This window comes from Colwellia sp. MB3u-4, from assembly GCF_014077065.1.
In the GTDB taxonomy this organism is placed as follows: domain Bacteria; phylum Pseudomonadota; class Gammaproteobacteria; order Enterobacterales; family Alteromonadaceae; genus Cognaticolwellia.
Genome location: NZ_JACGVE010000068.1, coordinates 88,937 through 108,447, shown reverse-complemented (window position 1 = coordinate 108,447; position 19,511 = coordinate 88,937). Strand labels below are relative to the sequence as shown.

The window sequence follows — 19,511 nt, the reverse complement described above, 5'->3', positions numbered from 1 at the left end:
TAAAAACTTACTTTTACTGGCTAATTTTTTGAGACTCAACAACTTCTGCTTTATTGCCACAAACGCCAGTTTGTTTCTCGTCGCGATAGTAGCGAATATCAATACAATCTTGTTGGTATCTGCGTTCCAATTCTGTGCGTATCAAAGGTTTATTTTTAGTGTTAATAATTTGTTTATGCAATGACTGACATTGCTGCACTTGCTCTGCAGCTAATGTTACATCTTCACAAGCACTATTATTGCTACTACATGCTGAAAAAAATACCACGGAGGAAACTATCAGAGCCAGGTTTTTTATCATCTTACTTCTCTTTGATTTAAAAAATTCGTTAGTAACCAATAATAACCGATAATGAGATGGTTATGAACACTAAAATATCCCTGTGTTAGGTAAAGACGGTACAAACTCAATACAAAGTTATTTAACCTAAAGTAAAATAAACATTATTATTGGCTTTATCACCACCGAGAGTCAATTCGCCGCTTTTCCTTTAACTTATCTATTTGTAGCTAGCGTATATTTAACTAGAATATAGAACACTTGTGGTACTCATCAATGGATCAGTTAGCGAAAATTATTTCAATAGGTATAATACCTAAGATAAAGATTAAGCATTAGGGAAATATTATGCAAGTACAAGTTATTGATTATCAGGCAAGTGATGCCGCAGAAAAATTTGTTGAAAGTTTACGAAATACAGGTTTTGGTGTGTTAACTAACCATCCAATTCAACAAGCTTTAGTCGATAAAATATATCAAGATTGGTATCTGTTTTTCTCACAAGAAGAGAAACAAGGGTTTGCCTTTGATCCTGAAAAGCAAGACGGTTATTTTGCCCCTGAAATATCAGAAACCGCCAAAGGTCATAACAAAAAAGATATTAAAGAATATTATCATGTCTACCCTTGGGGACGCATTCCAACACAACTGAAAACTGATATTCTTAATTATTATAAAATGGCTTCAGATCTAGCGAGTGAGTTACTTGATTGGGTAGAAAAATATAGCCCACCAGAGGTCACTAAACACTATTCTGAACCGCTGTCGCATATGATCAAAGATACGCCAAACACCTTGTTACGCATTCTACATTATCCGCCATTAAACGGTACAGAAGAACCCGGTGCTATCCGTGCAGCAGCACACGAAGATATCAACCTACTGACTATTTTACCCGCAGCCAACGAGCCTGGTTTACAAGTAAAAGCACAAGATGGTGAATGGCTAGATGTACCGGCTGACTTTGGTCATTTAATTGTTAACATCGGTGATATGTTACAGGAAGCATCGCAAGGCTACTTCCCATCAACCAGTCATAGAGTGATTAATCCAACAGGGGAAAATGCCGCTAAATCACGTATTTCTTTACCGCTATTTTTACATCCGCGTAATGAAGTGGTCTTGTCAGAAAAGCACACGCATGCGAGTTACTTATTAGAAAGATTAAAAGAGCTTGGCGTAAAGTAATACCTGATCACGTCAACCTGATAGATTAAATAGCTTAACTTAATAAAAAGCCATCACATTGTGATGGCTTCTTTAGTTTTAAGTTTTAAGTTTTAAAACATTATCCCTACAAGCTTTCACTGCTAATATTATCTGACACGGGCGCCTGAGCTAAAGGCTCTGCTTTATTGCGCTTAAATAAGGCTTTAATATCTTCTACAATAAGGTAGAGGCAAGGGATAAGTACTAGCGTGACTATAGTGGCAAATAGCACGCCAAAAGCTAGTGACACCGCCATTGGAATGACAATTTGTGCTTGTGCACTCACTTCAAAGAAGATAATTGGCACTAAACCAATAAAGGTAGTAATTGACGTTAACATGATGGCTCTAAAGCGTTTACTACCCGCATGCATCACCGCATCTTTTAAGCGTTCGCCACGTTTTCTAGCATTATTAACATAATCAACCATAACTAACGAGTCATTCACCACCACCCCGGCAGCCGCTAGTATTCCCATCACAGATAATGCACTTAAGTCCATCCCTAAAATAAAGTGGCCAATAACAGCACCAATAACACCAAAGGGAATAACCACCATAATCATCAGCGCCTGTGAATATGATTTTAATGGTATCGCTAGCAATGAAAATATAATCATGGCTGAGATGACAAAATCGCGTAATTGACTATCAGCACTATCCATTTCTTCTTGAATACTGCCGGTGACTTCACTGTTAACTTGTGGATATTTTCTTAATAATTCTGGCATGAAATTATCTTGAATATCATTAGCCACTTTAAACGGTTCGACCTGATCCGCATCAACACTGGCCCAAACGTTGATGGTACGATTACCATTTTCACGGCGAATACGTGTCACACCATCTTGTAAGGTAATAACCGCCAGTTCAGATAAAGGTAATTCCGCACCATTGGGTGCTTGTATCATTACATCATCAACATGACCCACAGAGCTGCGTTGCTCAAGCGGGTATCGCACCATAACTTTCACTTCTTCACTGTCACGTAAAATGCGCTGCGCTTCTAAACCATAAAAGCTATAACTCACTTGTGAGGCAATGTCTGCTAAGGTTAAATTCAAGCTATAGGCTAACGGCTTTAATTCAAATTGCACCTCTTTAGCGCTAGTTTGGCGGCTGTCATTAACATCACCAATGCCTTTAAGCGAGTTAAGCTTAGTTTTTAATTCTTTTGCTGCTGCGAGTAATTCTGCATCATTTTGACTTTCTAATCGAAAGGCAATGTCACCATCATCTCGGCCGCCACCAAATAAGTTGTCACCTATGGTGAATGATTTAACGCCGGGATAATTTGGAATAGCTTTACGCCATAAATCAGCCAGTTCAAAGGTATCCATCGGCCGTAATTCAGGTGTCACTAACTTCACCATTAACTGGCCACTGGTTCTGCTGCGCAAATCGACCTGCATATCAGAGATCATTGAATTACCGTATTGCTCGGTGATTTCTTGATCAATACGGTTAATAACCCCTTGAATATTTAGCAAGGTATCTAAGGTCGCTTTTTCAGAAGCATCAACATTCATTTCGACAGTAACACGCGGAAAATCATGTGGAATTTTAGGCTGGCCAACAAAACGAACAAAACCGCCACTAAACAAACCACCACTGATGAGCATTAAGCTAATAAAAAACATTAATACCCCATAACGATATTGAATAAATATTGCTAAAGCTGGGCTATAAACATGCTCAATAAAGCTTTTTAACTTGCTATCAATCCAGGCGCGTAATCTATCAATCGGATTTTTAGGGTTAAATGCTTTCATTTTCATTTTAACTAAGTGCGCAGGCAAAATAAGTTTAGATTCAATCAAAGAAAAAATTAAGCACAAAATAACCACAGAGCCAATAGCTTTACCAAAGGCTGAAGACGGCCCTTCGCCAAAAAGAAATGGCAAAAATACCGCAATCGTAGTTAAAACACCAAAGGTGGCCGGCATGGCAACACGCTTGACACCACGAATAACATTGTCGGTACTATGGCCATGCTCTTCAATTTCTTCATGGGCACTCTCCCCCATAACAATCGCGTCATCAACCACAATGCCTAGTACTAAAATGAAGGCGAACAAACTAATAACGTTGATGGTGACATTAACAAACTCAAGTGGCATGACAAATAAAGTACCGAGGAAACAAACCGGTAATCCCATCATCACCCAAAAAGCCAAGCGCACGCGTAAAAATAGCGCCAACATTAAAAATACCAACACAGCACCACTTTGCATGTTGTCTACCATCATGTTTAAGCGACCTTCAAGGTAGTAGGTCATGTCAACCCAAGTTTCTAACTTGACCCCTGCGGGTAATATTGCTGACTTTTCTTCAACGTATTTTTTCACCACACTGGCAATATCTGTGATGCTTTGGTTATCAGCGGCACCGATAAATAAGGTGACTGAGTTTTCACCGTTGAACTTAGAATATTGTAGACCTTCTTCAAAGCCATCAATAATAGTGGCAATTTCGCCTAATACAATACGCGTGCCATCGGCTAAAGTTACCACAGGAATTTGTTCGAATTCATAGCCTCGATAAGCTTGATTTTCTACCCTTAGGTTAATATAACCATTTTCTGCACGGATTTGTCCCGCCGACATATTACGAGAAGAACTGCGCACCGCATTGGCGATATCATTAAAACTTAAGCCATACTCTCGCAGCTTATCTTTGCTAACTTCAATCGAGATTTCATAATCTAAACCACTAAATAAATCAGAAATATTAACCGCAGGTAGTTGCTGAATTTCATTATGTATTTTACGGCCAAGCTCTTTTAATTCGCCGTTGGTTAGATCGCCATATAAACTCAAGTACATCACTTCTTGACGAAATTTTTCCCGCTCGACTTTTATTCGCTCCATGCCATCAGGGAAGCTAGAGATTGAGTCTATTGCTGATTTAACTTCTTCCAACACGACTTGGGGATCATAATCTAACTCAACTTCAAACCAACCGTTAGAAAAGTTACGATTTGAATAAGTAATAACACGCTTAAGGCCTTGAACCGTATCCAATGCCTCTTCGATTTTAATGGTTATGCCTTCTTCGACTTCTTGTGGTGCGGCTCCAGGATATGGCGCTGTATATGAAATCCAATTGATCTTAACTTGCGGAAACATTTGTTTGTTGATGGTTTGAATGGTGAGTAAACCACCCACTAAAATAAAAATCATCAATAAGTTGGCGGCGACACTATTACGAGCAAACCAAGCTATAATGCCGCGATGAGTGTCAATGCTGTGGTCAATTTCAGCCGGTTTTTTAGGCTTAAGAGTGCTCATGGTTATTCCCCTGAATCACTGTCATTTAATGCCACTTGCGACTCACTTGCAATAGCATCTTCTGGCTGATCATTAAGCTTGTCAGCTTGGTCAGTAATTAACGCCAGTTTCATCCCGTCAACTGGGTAGTCAAGCGCTGAGACAATTAATTGGTCACCATCAGCTAAACCACCTGAAATAATGACATTTTGACCATCTTGGTGAACAATCTTTACTGCTGAGTAATGTAATTTCGATTCACTGTCCAACAGCGCAACGCGACTATTTTCAACTAAATAACGCGGCACACTGGCCGCTTGTGCTATGGCTTCCCCTAAAATTTTTGCCTTAACATAAGCACCAAAGCGTAGCGGCGTTTTTTGATTGTTATCTCGTAAAGCATAAGGGTCAAAAATTTCAGCCACTAAATAACTCATGCGACTTTTGCTATCAATAACACCTTCACTACGGACAATTTTCGCTGCCCATAAGGTCTCACGGCCAGCAAATATGCCGGTTAAATTAACACTGGCGCCTTTACCTTGTGCAATTAAAAACTCTAATTGATTATCGGCAACGGGTAAACGTACCTCAGCAATGGCAATACCGAGTAATTTACCTATCATACTACCGGTACCAACAAACGAACCTAAGCCGACATTACGGCTGTCGATCATCGCATCATACGGTGCTCTAATTTCGGTGCGTTCTAAATTACGTTTAGCGCGCAGAATAAACGCTTGTGCGGATTTTACTCGTGCTACTTCTTGGGCTAATTGTGGTTTACGTAAACTCAACGGCGTAGGCGCTGCATCGGTAATACGTTGCCATTCTTGCTCAGCAACTTGCCCTTGCGCACGTTCCTGCTCTAAGGATGCCTGTGCTGATGCCATGGTTGCTTGGGCTTCAATGAGTGCGGCTTGATAATCGCTGGGATCTATACGGGCCAATAGTTGACCTTGCTGAACAAAACCACCACGAACAAATTCTTCTGATAATTCAACAACTTCTCCGCTAACTTGAGCGACTAATTCAGTTTCATATTTTGGTTTAACCACACCGTATGAATCTACGAGTAAGGTCATGGGGGCAAGTGAAATCGCTTCAACAGCAACGATAGGGGTATTATCAACAACGGCTTTTTCTTCCGGTGGTTTTTTCATACTTGAAAATAAAAAGAAAATCAAAAAACCAGCGATTAAAATGACAATAGGTATAATTATTTGTTTTTTCCGTGTCACGATTTCGTCCTCGTAAAGTCTAAATAGTTGTAAATATTAATTTAATTGCCAATAGGATACAGAAATTACTGGCTACAAAACTAACAAAGTTGTAAATGCTTGTTACAACATTCGCGCCGCTTTTCAAAACGGTCCAAATTATAATAAAATAACATTATATAACAATAAGTTAAGACATCTCCTTATTATAAAAAAACAAATGAGGCCTTAAGTTAATAGTGACTTTAATAACATATTGGTTTTTTTCACTATTAAGTAAACTTTTATAAAAATTTTTAGTCGAATTAACTAATACCAGAATAACCTTTGGATAAATACTACAAAATGGCGTTTAAGCGTTGCTCTTGTACTTATTGGCCCAAGGTTAGGGTAATACCAAAAAAATGACTACTGTCTACCGTCACTTAGCCATGAACCCGCTTAATATAAACACAGGTAATACACACCATGATCAAAAAAGTATTTTACGTTAATATATCGAAAAAGGTACCAAAGATCACTAACAACAAAAGTAAAAAACTGAGCATTAACAATACCACAGTCCTTGTTGGTGGCTTAATTAACCGCAACCAAGGCACTTGAGTTAAGCTATGCATATTCAAGGTTACAATTTTTTATTAACAGTAAGTTAATTAAGCACTTGTCCCTAAAAGTAAGTACATTAATATTCATCATCTACAAAGAGAGTAATTTATGTTGTCAAAAATTAGTGCCTTTTTCCAATTATTAGGCGAAGAAAATAATCAGCAAGCAGATGAGTTAAGCTTAGAAATTGCCGGTAGTGTATTATTATGTGAAGTCATGCTTGCCGATGGTCAGCTTGATAAAGCTGAGCAACAAAAACTCAATGATATTATCGCTAGTCAATTTCATTTAACTAGCGATGAAGTCACTGAGATCATAAAGCACTCGCTCTTACTTTGTGAACACGCTACTGATTTTTACCAATTTACCTCTAAAATCAACGAAAATTACAGTACTGAACAACGGGTGAGAATGTTAGAGCTGTTATGGCAGGTCGCTTATGCCGATGGCGAACTCGCCAGCATTGAGGAGCATATTATTCGTAAGATTGCCGATTTGTTGCATTTACGACATAGTGAATACATTCAAACCAAACTAAATATGCAATTAAAAGCAGCAGAGTTAAATAAAAATTAGCCCCAGCATTGAAAGTTATAGTTAACTTGCCGCCAGATCGGTTATTATAGCCGCAAGTTAACTGACCTCAAGAATTCACATGGCAAGCATCGGCAAATACAACACTCTTCCTGTAGTAGCAATTACTGACAATGGCGCATATTTAAATGCAAATGAATTAGGTGAACTGTTATTACCTAATCGCTTTGTGCCTGAAAATTGCCAAGTGGGTAGTGAAGTTAAGGTTTTTATCTATGCAGATACTGCAGATAGAATCGTGGCAACAACGGAAAAGCCATTAGCGGAAGTTGATGAATTTGTCTCGTTAAAAGTTAGCCAAGTCAATAAAATGGGTGCCTTTCTAGATTGGGGCTTACCTAAAGATTTACTGGTACCTTATAACCAACAACACACTCCTATGGAAGCGGGCAAGTATTATCTTGTTAGGATCTTTCTCGATCTAAAAACTGACCGTTTAGTCGCCTCAAGTAAGTTAGATAAGTTTATTGATATTTGGCCAGCCGAATATCAAAAATGGGATAAAGTAACATTAACCATTGCCACAAAAACTGACTTGGGTTTTAAAGCGATTATTAATGATCTGCACTGGGGTTTACTTTACGATAATGAAATATTTAAGCCATTACGTACGGGTAAAAAAATAACTGGTTATATCAAGCAAGTACGTGAAGATGGTCGTATTGATTTATCATTGACCCGCCCAGGCGAAGGTAAAGTTAAAGACTTTAGTGAGGTCTTATTAGCTCATATTGCCGAGCACGACGGTTTTAGTCCGTTGCATGATAAAAGTGACCCAGAATTGATCAAGCGTATTTTAGGGGTCAGTAAAAAAACTTTTAAGGCCACCGTAGGTAATTTAATGAAAAACGGTAAAATTACCATTGAAGCGAAAGGCATTCGCCTCAAAGATTCTTAATTTTTTTCATCACTTAAAATATAAAAAGCCCGAAAGGGCTTTTTTTATGAATCGTTAGAGTCGCACTTTAGACCAGCGTTATTGCGTACCACCTACCGTCATTTGATCAATCTTCAAGGTCGGTTGACCAACACCAACTGGCAAGCTCTGACCGTCTTTACCACAAACACCCACACCAGCATCTAGTTTCAAGTCATTACCCACCATGCTCACGTTCTTCATGGCCTCAGGGCCACTGCCAATGAGAGTAGCGCCTTTTATGGGTGAAGTAATTTCGCCATTTTCAATTAAATACGCTTCTGAACTAGTGAAAACAAATTTACCCGAGGTAATATCAACCTGCCCACCGGCAAAATTGGGGGCGTAAATACCTTTTTTAACTGATTTGATAATGTCTTCAGGCTTATGTTCACCTGCCAACATATAAGTGTTGGTCATGCGCGGCATAGGTAAGTGTGCATAAGATTCACGTCTGCCGTTACCTGTGGGCTTTACGCCCATTAAACCGGCATTGTGTTTGTCTTGCATGTAACCTTTGAGTACACCTTTTTCAATCAGCACGTTGTACTGCCCTGGCGTACCTTCATCATCAATACTGATCGAACCACGACGATTTTCCATAGTGCCATCATCAACAATAGTGCATAAATCAGAGGTAACTTTTTGGCCAATTTTTCCCGAAAATGCTGAAGAGCCTTTACGGTTAAAGTCACCTTCTAAACCATGACCAACCGCTTCATGAAGTAATACTCCTGGCCAGCCGGCACCTAGCACTACCGGTAATAATCCTGCTGGTGAATCAATCGCGACTAAGTTAACTAACGCTTGGCGAACAGCTTCTTCTGCATAGGCTAAATAACGTGGTTTATTATGCTCTAACTCAAAGAAATAACTATAATCTGTACGTGCACCACCACCGGAACTAGCGCGCTCTCGCTTACCGTTTTCTTCCACTAACACCGAACAATTAAGCCGTACTAATGGTCGTATATCGGTAGCATAAGTGCCATCACTGGCCGCCACCAATATTTTTTCATAAATACCTGACAAGTTAACAATCACTTGCTTAACCCGTTTATCAACACTGCGGGCATGAGCCTCTACTTCGTGTAATAAGGTTATTTTTTGCTCTTGAGGCAAACTAGCCAGTGGATCTGTTGCCTGATATTGAGCGGGATTTTGCTGCATCTTTTTGCCATCAAAAACTTGCACTCGCGCAGACTTTTCAGCATTAGCGATGCCTTTCGCCGCATCAGCCGCTTTTTTTAATGCGCTGGGCGAAATATCATCAGAGTAAGCAAAGCCGGTTTTTTCACCTGATATAGCACGTACACCGACACCACGTTCGATGTTATAAGAGCCTTCTTTGACTATACCGTCTTCCAGCATCCATGATTCATGGCTACTGGATTGAAAATATAAATCCGCTAAATCGACTTTACGTTGGAAAATGTTATCCAAGGTATCCATCAGCATACTTTGATCAATTTCACTATTGGCTAAAAGCTCTATCTCAACATTATTCATACGACATCAACTTATTTTTAAAACGATTATGAGTGGCAACAGGCATAGCTTTACGCACCTTGTCTAATTCTTGTTCTTGGTAATCAGCACAAATAATACCTTTTGAGGTATCAAGCTGAGTCAGTATTTCGCCCCATGGACTAATGATCATACTGTGGCCCCAAGTTTCCCGGCCATTTAAATGCACACCTTCTTGCCCTGCGGCAACAATATATACTTGATTTTCAATCGCGCGCGCCTGCAATAAGGTTTGCCAATGTGCGGCGCCCGTTACCCGAGTAAAAGCACTGGGTACGGTAATAATTTTTGCCCCTTGTTGGCATAACTGGTGAAATAGTGCTGGAAAACGCAAATCATAACAAATGGACAAGCCAACCTTAACGCCAGCAACATTCACTACGCTAGTATGATCACCGGCTTTGACATAACGAGATTCACAGTAATTTTTTTCGTTGTCTTGCACCGCAACATCAAACAAATGAATTTTATCATAGCCCCCAAGCTCTTGGCCTTCAGGGGAAAAAACAAAACAACTGTTAGTAAATTTTTCTGGCTGATTTGATAGTACGGGAATACTGCCCGCCACGAGAAAAACATTATATTTTATTGCCAGTTTTCCAAGCCGAGTTTTTAGCCCATTGCTTTGCTGGTTTTCTTTTGCCAACGCCAGTTGCGCTTTATCTTTACCACCAAAAAACAAACAGCATTCAGGCAACAAAACCAGTTGTTGTTGCGCTAGTTCCAGAGTAGCTAATTGCTCTTCAATATCAGCAATATTGTCTTCAACACGGGTATTAGAAGACATTTGTATCGCACAAATTTGCATTATTTTATTACCCATTATCATCATTAATCAAGGTTATCCATCCATATCATCTATCAAAGTCCCACTACAAAGGTTGTTCTTCAGGCTGCTCTGAAGCCTTGATTTTAGAGGCATCTTCTGAAATATTTTCAACTATTTTAGGCGGTGATGAACGGCCAACGCTGATATTTTGATTTTTACGACTGACTTGTTTAAATTGCGGATCGTCTAAGTTTCCTGTTACTTCAAAATTAATTTCAGTAATTACCGTCGACGTGATCACTTCATCCAGTGCCATGCCCGCTAAAAAGGTTACGGGATTTAGTGTCGCAATCCAAGCCAATACCGGCAAACTAGAGGTTAAATTGGGTTTATATGTCATCCGATAGTCAAGGTTACCATTATTTAAATTAGTATTACCCACTATGGTTAAATCACCGGCAGTGCCATTCATCTGAATATTATCAGTATATGCCACGCCATCTTTTACCATAAAGTGACCTTTTAGCTCACTATAAAACATACCATCACTAAAAATATCTCTAAAATCAAAACTAAGTTTACGCACCAGTGACTGCAAACTTAACAAGGATAAAATACGCACGCCTTTATCATCAACATCAGCCAAATAGCCATCATCAAATGTTGTTGATAGCTCGCCATTAAGCGTCTCAGTTGCAAAGTCATGCGGCCCACCCTGCCAATCAAGGTTGTACTTCATCTCGACACCACTATCTTTTATAATCGAAACGTAACCTAATTGCGCTATTTCACCCGCCACATCATCAGTCGCCAAGGTGCCGGTAACACGAGTATTTGACCCCTCATTGTCTTGTTGCCACTGAGCGTTAAATGCCAGCGTATTATTATTGCGTTTAGAACTGAAATTTTTCAATAATAATGTATCTTCATCTGCTCGCTCTAAGGTGAAACTTACCTCACCAAAGTCATAATTATCATACTGGCAACTGGCACAAGTCACCTTTAATGGTGGCACATTAGCAAAAAGTTCCGCATTACGCTCAGTGTCAATCGGTGACGATATTGGCTGTTCAACTGAGTTTATTGGCTCAGATTCAGTTACTGTGTTACTTTGTTGAATTGGCTTTACTTCGCCAACCGCTGGCTCAACTTCGTGAGTTGGCGCTAGTTTTACTGATGTTGTGCTGCCAGATTTTGTCTCCTCAGTAACCTCTGCCTCATCGATCAGATTTTCATCAGTCATAGTTTTATCAACTGACGTGTTATTAACCAAAGTGTTATCAACAAAACCTTCAAGGCTCTCTGCTGGCACTAACTCATTTTTAGCGCTGGTTAAATGCACAAAATCTGCATTAATGTCTATACCTTGCTGATGCCAGTCAGGATAAAACTTAGCTGAGCCTTTTAGTGCTTTAGCATTGATATTGAGCAGCCATCCATCCAACTCAGGTGTAAAGTCAAAATTGACTTGCTGGAAATTTTTATCATAAACCATTAAGTTGCCCACCTGAGCCTGTATTTTATCAGGCGCTGATAATAAGCTCTGCTCATGGGTCTGTATATCGGATGACACAGCTGATGGGTTTATCTTGTCTGGTGTGGGCTCAACAGCCGCCAAAATATCTAACACTAAAGGCTGCCATTGCTGATAATTTGCTTGGGCTAGATCAGCACTAATATGAAAGCCTGAAATGGGTGACCCTAAGGTTTGCTTGCCTAGCACTAAATGCGCTAATGAAAAACGCGTTTGTTGATGATCCAGTAAAGCATAAAAGCCTAGTTCATCACCCATATCCGCGTTTATGGTGCTATTAAGCTTATTGCCAAAGGCGTGAATTTTTACTGCAACTTGTTCGCCTATGCGCTTACTAAAAGGTGCGGGTAAGGCTAAATTCACCTCATCTAAGCTTGAGTTTATTTGGTAATCATAGTTAAATTTATCATCACTAATATTCAGTGCTAGCATACCTTGCCAGTCTATTTTACCGTCGGCATATTTCACTAATTCATCAGGTAATTGTCTTTGCCATTGGCTAGTTTTCCACTGACCTAGTGTTTCAATACTGACCTTATAGTGCTCAGGTTTTTGTTCAGCGGTAACATTAATAGTTAACGGCATACCACGCCAATCAAGCTCAAGACCCGAAACAGTTATTCGATCATTATAATAGTCTAAACGGCCATTAACTTGGCTAAAGTCCATTCGCGGTGCTTGTAACGCGAGATGATTATTTTTAAACTCAACATAACCTTTAGCGATAACAGCTGCAGGATTATTTAATGGTAATGTTAAAGAGAAATCACCATTAATCGGCGCTGAAACCACCACTTGCTCTAATGTTACACCAATCGTTTCTTGCATTGGACTCGCCGCCATCAGTTGCTGCACTAATTGCGGCTCGGTTTGAGTAAAGTCGGCGTCAACTGTTAATACTTGACTACCTGTTAACTCAGCAATAGCGGCTTGAACACCGTTAACGTCAATACCCGACAATGTGCCTTCTCTGCCGGTAATAAGCATACTATTATTGGTGAAGTTTAAGTTCGCGGCGAAGTTTTCAATCGCCGGCCACTGTGGGTCAAATTTAAATGTACTTTGAGACAACTCAGCGTCAACCACAAAAACACCTTCACGGTGGTTAAACGGAAAGCTTTTTAATGGCCCATTAAATAACACTAAAGCCTGCTTAATTTTACCATTAACAATCGCGCCATTTAAGTAGTTCACCAAACCCTCACCCATTAATAGATGGGGATAAAAATATTCAGCAAACTCTGTATTATCCTGACTTGCACTCGCCAAGAGTGACATTGTTATCGCTTGATCTTTAACACTCTTTATTTTTACGTCTGCACTTAAACTCAGCTGCGGCGAATTAAATTCTATATTTTCAACCGAAAATTGCCAGTCATCCGCTGAAAACTTTGCATTGATCAAACTCGTTAAGCGAGTGTAAGGAATAGGGTATTTAAAATGTTTATCGAAATCGAGTGCGCCATCAACAGCACTTAATGATATTTGCAGCTGATTATTAGCATAAACTAATTCACCACTGACATTGTCAATGCCGGGAATACCTTGACTAAAATGGCTGTCAACATCGCTAAATGCGGCTGTGATAGCGAAATTATCCGCAGTACTGCGAAAATGAATCTCTTCAACTCGGCCCTCTGGGTCAAGGTCTAATAATAGTTTTTCAAGGCCAACATCGTCAACTAATAGCGGTGATACGCCGGCAAAACTGGCTAGCTCGATAGCATTAATATAACCATTGATATTGGTACCATTAACCTTGGCCATCAAGGATATTTTATTAGTTTCCCTACCATTACGTTTAACAGTTAATGGTGAGCTTGCTAGATTAAACACTAATTCGTCTAAGATTTTTATTTGAAAATCACCACCTATAATCTCAAATTTTTGCGCTTTACCCTGATGTTGCCAAGTGATTTCATTATCACCAAGAGCGACCTGAATAAACTCGGGCTTACCCGTGTTAAGCTTTAACCAAGCACTAAAATTAATCGCTGAGTGGGTGTTGGCATCCTTAATCGCGAGAAGTGTCCCTAACCAAGGGGTAATGTCAATGTCATTGGCTTCTAAATAGGCTTGGCCACTGAGTTGATCAAACCTTGGCCCTTGAAAGTCTAACAACACTTTTAAATTATTAGAGCTGAGACCGTCGACGATAATAGTACCGTTAGCTCTATGCTGATTGTTTTCATTTACCCAAAACAATTCATTAATGGTAAAGGCTCGCACCCCACTAAGGGTATGATAAAGCACATGACTATCACGAATCGAAAAACGAGAAATTTGTTCAAGTAATATTGAGGAAAGTGACGTTATTAAGTCTTTATTATCCGCTTCATTGGTAGAAATTTCTACGGCGGAGTTAGCCAGTGCCGCTTGTTCGAATACTAATTCTGCGCCCGAGATAACAAAGTTTTGCGTCACCAGTTTCCCTGAGCGCATGCTGCGCCAAAAGTCCAATTCAACCGCCAAACTATCAAGGTATATTTTACTCTTGTCATTAGACAAAAGCTCAACTTGTTGGGTGATCAATGTTGGCCCTAACTGACCCCAGCCCATGCTTAACGAACCAATAGAGATGTTACTTTTATAGCTATTGTTGAGATAATCTTCGACCGCTTGGCGATAATTATGTGCATAGGGTAAAAATAAGCGCAATAGACTAATTGACACGGCAAAAGCTACTAACAAAATTGCTAATAGTTTATACAGACGTTTGAGCCATCTATTTAAGACCGTGGAAACACTCATTAATATTTTACCAACACACTTTATTCACTGATAGGAATGGAACCAAACGATAGCTACTTATGCTACTTGCACAGATTATATCAGGCTTTTCTCCGTCAAATTGACAGCTTAAATGCGACCTGCATGCTCATTGTGCTTTAAACTTGACCTGCTAATTCAAAGCATAGACACAAAACAGCATCACATCATAACCACATCAAATTGTTCTTGATTATACAGGGTTTCAGTCTGTACTTTAATCTGCTTGCCGATGAAGACTTCAAGCTCAGCCAAATTATGATACTCGTCATTTTCTAATGATTCACTCACCGATGATGAGGTGTAGACAATAAATTTATCCGCGTCATAAGCGCGATTTACCCGCACAATTTCTCGTAGAATTTCAAAACAAACGGTTTCTACTGTTTTCACATAACCACGACCGTGACATACCTCACACTCACCACATAAAATATGTTCTAGGCTTTCACGTGTGCGTTTTCGAGTCATTTCCACCAAGCCTAATGCGGAGAAACCTGACAAACTGTATTTAACATTATCTTTCGCCATCGCCATATCTAAACTATGTAAAACACGGCGCTGATGGTCTTTTATATTCATATCAATAAAATCAACGATGATAATACCACCAAGGTTTCTTAACCTAAGCTGTCGAGCAATCGCTTGTGTTGCCTCAATATTAGTATTAAAAATTGTTTCTTCTAAATTACGATGCCCGACAAAAGCACCGGTATTAATATCAATGGTGGTCATGGCTTCGGTTTGATCTATGATCAAAGACCCCCCTGATTTCAAATCAATTTTGCGATGCAATGAGCGCTGTATTTCGTTTTCAACGTTAAACAAATCAAAAATAGGTCGTTCGCCTGGGTAACATTCCAACACAGGGGCTAAATTGGGGACAAATTCAGTGGTAAACTCAAGCAATTGTTCATAAGTGAGTTTTGAATCAATACGAATACGCTCAAGTGAGGCACCAACAAAATCGCGCAGCACACGAAATGCTAACGATAAATCTTGATAGATAGGATCTTTGGTTTGTTTACGCTCTTTTCGCTCAACCACTTTTGCCCAAACGCGACGCAAAAACTCAGCATCATGTTGTAGTTCTTCAATATTGGCACCTTCAGCGGCGGTGCGAACAATAAAGCCATGCTCTTTCGAACAATAAGGCGTAACAATCGATTTCAGACGATTTCGCTCTGCTGGGTCATCAATACGCTGTGATATTCCCGCGTGGCTAGCGTTAGGCATTAACACTAAATAACGCGCCGCAATGGTAATATCTGTGGTGAGTCGCGCACCTTTGGTGCCCATAGGGTCTTTAACCACTTGCACCACAATATGCTGGCCTTCATGCACCAAATTTCTAATATCAGGCACTTGTTCACTGCTGCTATCTTCGTTTAAAATGAGTTTAGAGTTAATGTCTGAGGCATGTAAAAAAGCCGCTTTGCCGAGATTAATATCAACAAAGGCCGCTTGCATACCGGGTAAAACACGAATAATTTTACCCAGATAAATATTGCCGACTAAGCCACGCCGAGTTTCACGCTCAACATGGACTTCTTGTAGTGAACCATTTTCGATTAACGCTACTCGTGTTTCACTTGGCGTAACATTGATAAGTAATTCACCGCTCATATCGATTCCTATTTATGCTTGTGTCATTGACGATTCTACGCCAAATGCTGATAACAGCTGTGCTGTTTCATATAAAGGTAAGCCAACAACGGCAGAATAACTACCACGAATTTGTTTGACAAATTGTCCTGCAATTCCTTGAATACCATAGGCACCGGCTTTATCTTGTGGCTCGCCTGTTTGCCAATAGCGCTTTATTTCTTGTTCGGTGAGGATTTTAAAGTCTACTTCAGTACTGACCACAACCACATCAATACGTTCACCTTTTACAGCAGCAATCGCCGTAACTACCTGATGAGTATGTCCCGACAGCATCTTAAGTATAGTAAGACAATCAGCAAGAGATTCAGGTTTGCCTAATATATGTTGACCAAAGACCACACTAGTATCAGAGCCAAGTACCACGACATCATCAGCATATTGCTTGGCAATGACTCGGGCTTTTGCTAATGCCAAGCGCGCGACATAGTGTTCAGGTTTTTCTGCTGCGAGTACAGTTTCATCAAGATCTGCAGGTGCACAGACAAAGTCGTAGCCCATTTGTTGAAGTAGTTCTTGTCGGCGCGGTGATTGTGACGCCAAAATCAAAGTAGTAGACATGTTATGTTATTCTAAAGTTTCGTCTTATTTTACGTAAGAGTAAAAAAGCCCAGGGCCAGAGGATAATGGTGGTAAACACCGGATATAAGTAACTGGGTAAAAACACAGCGTCAGTTAAAAATCGTTGTAACCAAAAAACAATTAAGTGATATAACGCCGATAACACACCCATAATCAGTGCTTGCTGCCAAACAGAAAAGTTACGTATTTTCTGAAAATTCCCTGCAACAATATAAACGCTAATCGCCATAGCGCCAGCATGCACACCTAAAGTAGAGCCCAGTAAAACATCGAGAATAAAGCCCATAACCCAAGCTGAAATAACATTAACGCGCGAGGGTAATGCCAAACACCAGTAAAGTAAAACAACCAATACCCAATCAGGGCGAAAAGCATCAACGCTCAAGGGTAGCGGCATAATACTGGCGAGTAGTGCAACTAAAAGCGTTAAAAACATAATTAAACGACTAACAATACTCATTTAATGTTGGCCTTTTCAGCGGGCAATGTTTTACTTTTATTTGGCCCTTGAAGATTATTCTGCTCTGGCCACAATAATAACACATAACGTAAACGATCTATTTTGGCTACTGGCTGGCTTTGAATTTGAGAAAAAGCCCGTGACTCATCTTGAATAACGGCGGAAACTTTTGCTACCGGATAGCCTTCTGGGAATTTACTGCCTAAGCCTGACGTCACTAATAAATCGCCCGTACGAATATCACTACTGTGAGGAACATAATTATGGGTTAAGCGATCAATAACCCCGCCGCCAGTAGCGATAAGCCTAAGCCCATTGCGGCTTATTCTCACCGGCACAGCGTGGGTAATATCAGTGATCAATAACACGCGGCTACTTGTCGTACCCACATGCAATATTTGGCCAACAATGCCTTCATCATCAATGACCGCTTGGCCTTCATAAACGCCGTCGTTAGCACCACGGTTGATCACCACTTGATGAGTATAAGGGTCACTGTCGACGCTAAGAATTTCTGCCACCATTTTTTTAGCATCACCGCGCAATGGTGAAGCAAGCAAGGCTCTGAGGCGATTATTTTCACGTTGAACAATATCTAATTGTAAAGCTTGCTCATGAAAGACTAACTCGTTGATTTTGTATTGTTGATTATCGGCAAGGAGTTGGCGACGAGTGATAATATTATCTGCCGCCCAATTCATCATTTGCTTTGGCGCGGTAGCCAAATACTGTAATGGGCTGACCAGTGATTGCAAAAAGCCTCGAGCAGGCTCAAAGCTATTCATTTTATGATCAAAAAATATTAATGTTGCAGAACAAAGCAGCACCAAAACAAGTCGGTGCACAGGAGATGGTCCATGCTTAAATATAGGGTTCATAAATTAAACTTGTATAAATGCTAATTTATTTACCGCCATTGGCTTTAAATACCCAGCAAATGTACGAAGTTGACGCTAATCAATGAGTACATTTGATAAGGGTATTAAGCAAAATGGCGATAAATAATGAGTATGCTACTCGTAGGAGAATAAATCGCCACCGTGCATATCAATCATTTCAATGGCCTTACCACCACCACGAGCTACACAAGTTAGTGGGTCATCAGCAACCACAACCGGAATACCGGTTTCTTCCATCAGTAAGCGATCTATACCTCTTAACAAGGCGCCACCACCGGTTAAAATCATACCGCGCTCTGAAATATCTGAGGCTAGTTCAGGTGGTGATTGCTCTAATGCAACCATAATCGCACTAACAATACCGGTTAACGGTTCTTGTAGCGCTTCTAAAATTTCATTGCTGTTTAAAGTGAAACTACGTGGCACACCTTCTGCTAAATTACGCCCGCGCACTTCAATTTCAAGTACCTCGTCGCCAGGGTAGGCAGAGCCAATTTCATGTTTAATGCGCTCAGCGGTTGCTTCACCAATTAAACTACCGAAGTTACGACGTACATAATTAATAATGGCATCGTCAAACTTATCACCTCCGATGCGGGCAGAAGAAGAATAAACCACACCGTTTAGAGAAATAATGCCGACTTCAGTGGTACCACCACCAATATCAACCACCATGGAACCCGTTGCTTCTGACACTGGCATACCTGCGCCAATTGCTGCCGCCATAGGCTCATCAATCAAATACACTTCACGTGCGCCAGCACCTAGTGCTGATTCACGAATAGCACGTCGTTCAACTTGTGTAGAGCCGCAAGGCACACAAACTAAAACGCGTGGGCTTGGTCGTAAAAAATTATTGCTGTGTACTTGTTTAATGAAGTACTGCAACATTTTTTCAGTCACAAAAAAGTTAGCAATAACGCCATCTTTCATCGGACGAATAGCTTCAATATTGCCGGGTGTGCGACCTAACATTTGTTTGGCTGCCGTACCCACGGCAGCAACACTTTTAGAGCCACCGGAGCGGTCTTGTCGAATAGCCACAACTGAAGGCTCATTCAAAACAATGCCTTGGTCTTTTACATAAATAAGGGTATTTGCGGTTCCTAAGTCAATTGATAAATCGTTAGAAAACATGCCGCGTAATTTCTTAAACATATTGTCGAAATGTCCTTTAAACATAACCTAGGCAACAAATTGCCAGAATATTGTT

At 40.2% G+C, this 19,511-nt stretch carries 14 protein-coding genes; 3 read left to right on the top strand and 11 right to left on the bottom strand.

The window, feature by feature from the left end; genetic code table 11:
- Positions 1 to 13: 13 nt before the first annotated feature.
- Entirely contained in the window at positions 14 to 301 is a 288-nt protein-coding gene (locus H4J61_RS04205) for a hypothetical protein (protein WP_182136626.1), read from the bottom strand.
- 327 nt (positions 302 to 628) lie between these two features.
- On the opposite strand from H4J61_RS04205, the gene H4J61_RS04200 reads away from it, so the two are divergent.
- Complete coding sequence (locus tag H4J61_RS04200; RefSeq protein WP_182183924.1) at positions 629 to 1,468, top strand: isopenicillin N synthase family oxygenase; 840 nt, start codon at positions 629 to 631, stop codon at positions 1,466 to 1,468.
- A gap of 106 nt (positions 1,469 to 1,574) precedes the next feature.
- On the opposite strand, the gene H4J61_RS04195 is transcribed toward H4J61_RS04200, so the two are convergent.
- Both H4J61_RS04195 and H4J61_RS04190 read right to left on the bottom strand, forming a co-directional pair.
- Positions 1,575 to 4,778 (bottom strand): efflux RND transporter permease subunit, encoded by a 3,204-nt coding sequence (locus H4J61_RS04195; protein ID WP_182183921.1) that lies wholly within the window; start codon positions 4,776 to 4,778, stop codon positions 1,575 to 1,577.
- A 2-nt stretch (positions 4,779 to 4,780) separates the two neighbouring features.
- A complete protein-coding gene (locus H4J61_RS04190) occupies positions 4,781 to 5,998 on the bottom strand; it encodes an efflux RND transporter periplasmic adaptor subunit (protein WP_182183919.1) in 1,218 nt (405 codons plus the stop codon).
- Between the two features lie 693 nt (positions 5,999 to 6,691).
- Here H4J61_RS04190 and H4J61_RS04185 point away from each other — a divergent pair.
- Together H4J61_RS04185 and H4J61_RS04180 are read left to right on the top strand one after the other, a co-directional pair.
- Entirely contained in the window at positions 6,692 to 7,159 is a 468-nt protein-coding gene (locus H4J61_RS04185; protein WP_182136630.1) for a TerB family tellurite resistance protein, read from the top strand.
- Positions 7,160 to 7,238: 79 nt separating this feature from the next.
- A complete protein-coding gene (locus tag H4J61_RS04180; protein WP_182136631.1) occupies positions 7,239 to 8,075 on the top strand; it encodes a S1 RNA-binding domain-containing protein in 837 nt (278 codons plus the stop codon).
- 78 nt (positions 8,076 to 8,153) lie between these two features.
- Here H4J61_RS04180 and tldD read toward each other — a convergent pair whose 3' ends face one another.
- The 8 genes from tldD to H4J61_RS04140 form a co-directional block, all read right to left on the bottom strand.
- Entirely contained in the window at positions 8,154 to 9,602 is a 1,449-nt protein-coding gene (tldD, locus tag H4J61_RS04175) for a metalloprotease TldD (protein ID WP_182183917.1), read from the bottom strand.
- Positions 9,595 to 10,452, bottom strand: a complete 858-nt coding sequence (locus H4J61_RS04170) for a carbon-nitrogen hydrolase family protein (protein WP_259363086.1) — start codon at positions 10,450 to 10,452, stop codon at positions 9,595 to 9,597. The genes tldD and H4J61_RS04170 overlap by 8 nt, the downstream gene beginning before the upstream one ends.
- Positions 10,453 to 10,492: 40 nt before the next feature.
- Positions 10,493 to 14,674, bottom strand: a complete 4,182-nt coding sequence (locus tag H4J61_RS04165) for a YhdP family protein (protein ID WP_259363085.1) — start codon at positions 14,672 to 14,674, stop codon at positions 10,493 to 10,495.
- Between the two features lie 180 nt (positions 14,675 to 14,854).
- On the bottom strand, positions 14,855 to 16,318 hold the full coding sequence (gene rng, locus H4J61_RS04160; protein WP_182183913.1) for a ribonuclease G: 1,464 nt from the start codon (positions 16,316 to 16,318) through the stop codon (positions 14,855 to 14,857).
- A 12-nt stretch (positions 16,319 to 16,330) separates the two neighbouring features.
- Positions 16,331 to 16,918, bottom strand: coding sequence for a nucleoside triphosphate pyrophosphatase (locus tag H4J61_RS04155; RefSeq protein ID WP_182136635.1), 588 nt, complete (start codon positions 16,916 to 16,918; stop codon positions 16,331 to 16,333).
- 1 nt (position 16,919) lies between these two features.
- Entirely contained in the window at positions 16,920 to 17,399 is a 480-nt protein-coding gene (mreD, locus tag H4J61_RS04150; protein WP_182136636.1) for a rod shape-determining protein MreD, read from the bottom strand.
- Complete coding sequence (gene mreC / locus H4J61_RS04145) at positions 17,396 to 18,277, bottom strand: rod shape-determining protein MreC (protein WP_182183910.1); 882 nt, start codon at positions 18,275 to 18,277, stop codon at positions 17,396 to 17,398. Before mreC ends, mreD begins: the two co-directional genes overlap by 4 nt.
- A gap of 135 nt (positions 18,278 to 18,412) precedes the next feature.
- Positions 18,413 to 19,456 (bottom strand): rod shape-determining protein, encoded by a 1,044-nt coding sequence (locus tag H4J61_RS04140; protein ID WP_146879278.1) that lies wholly within the window; start codon positions 19,454 to 19,456, stop codon positions 18,413 to 18,415.
- Positions 19,457 to 19,511 lie beyond the last annotated feature (55 nt).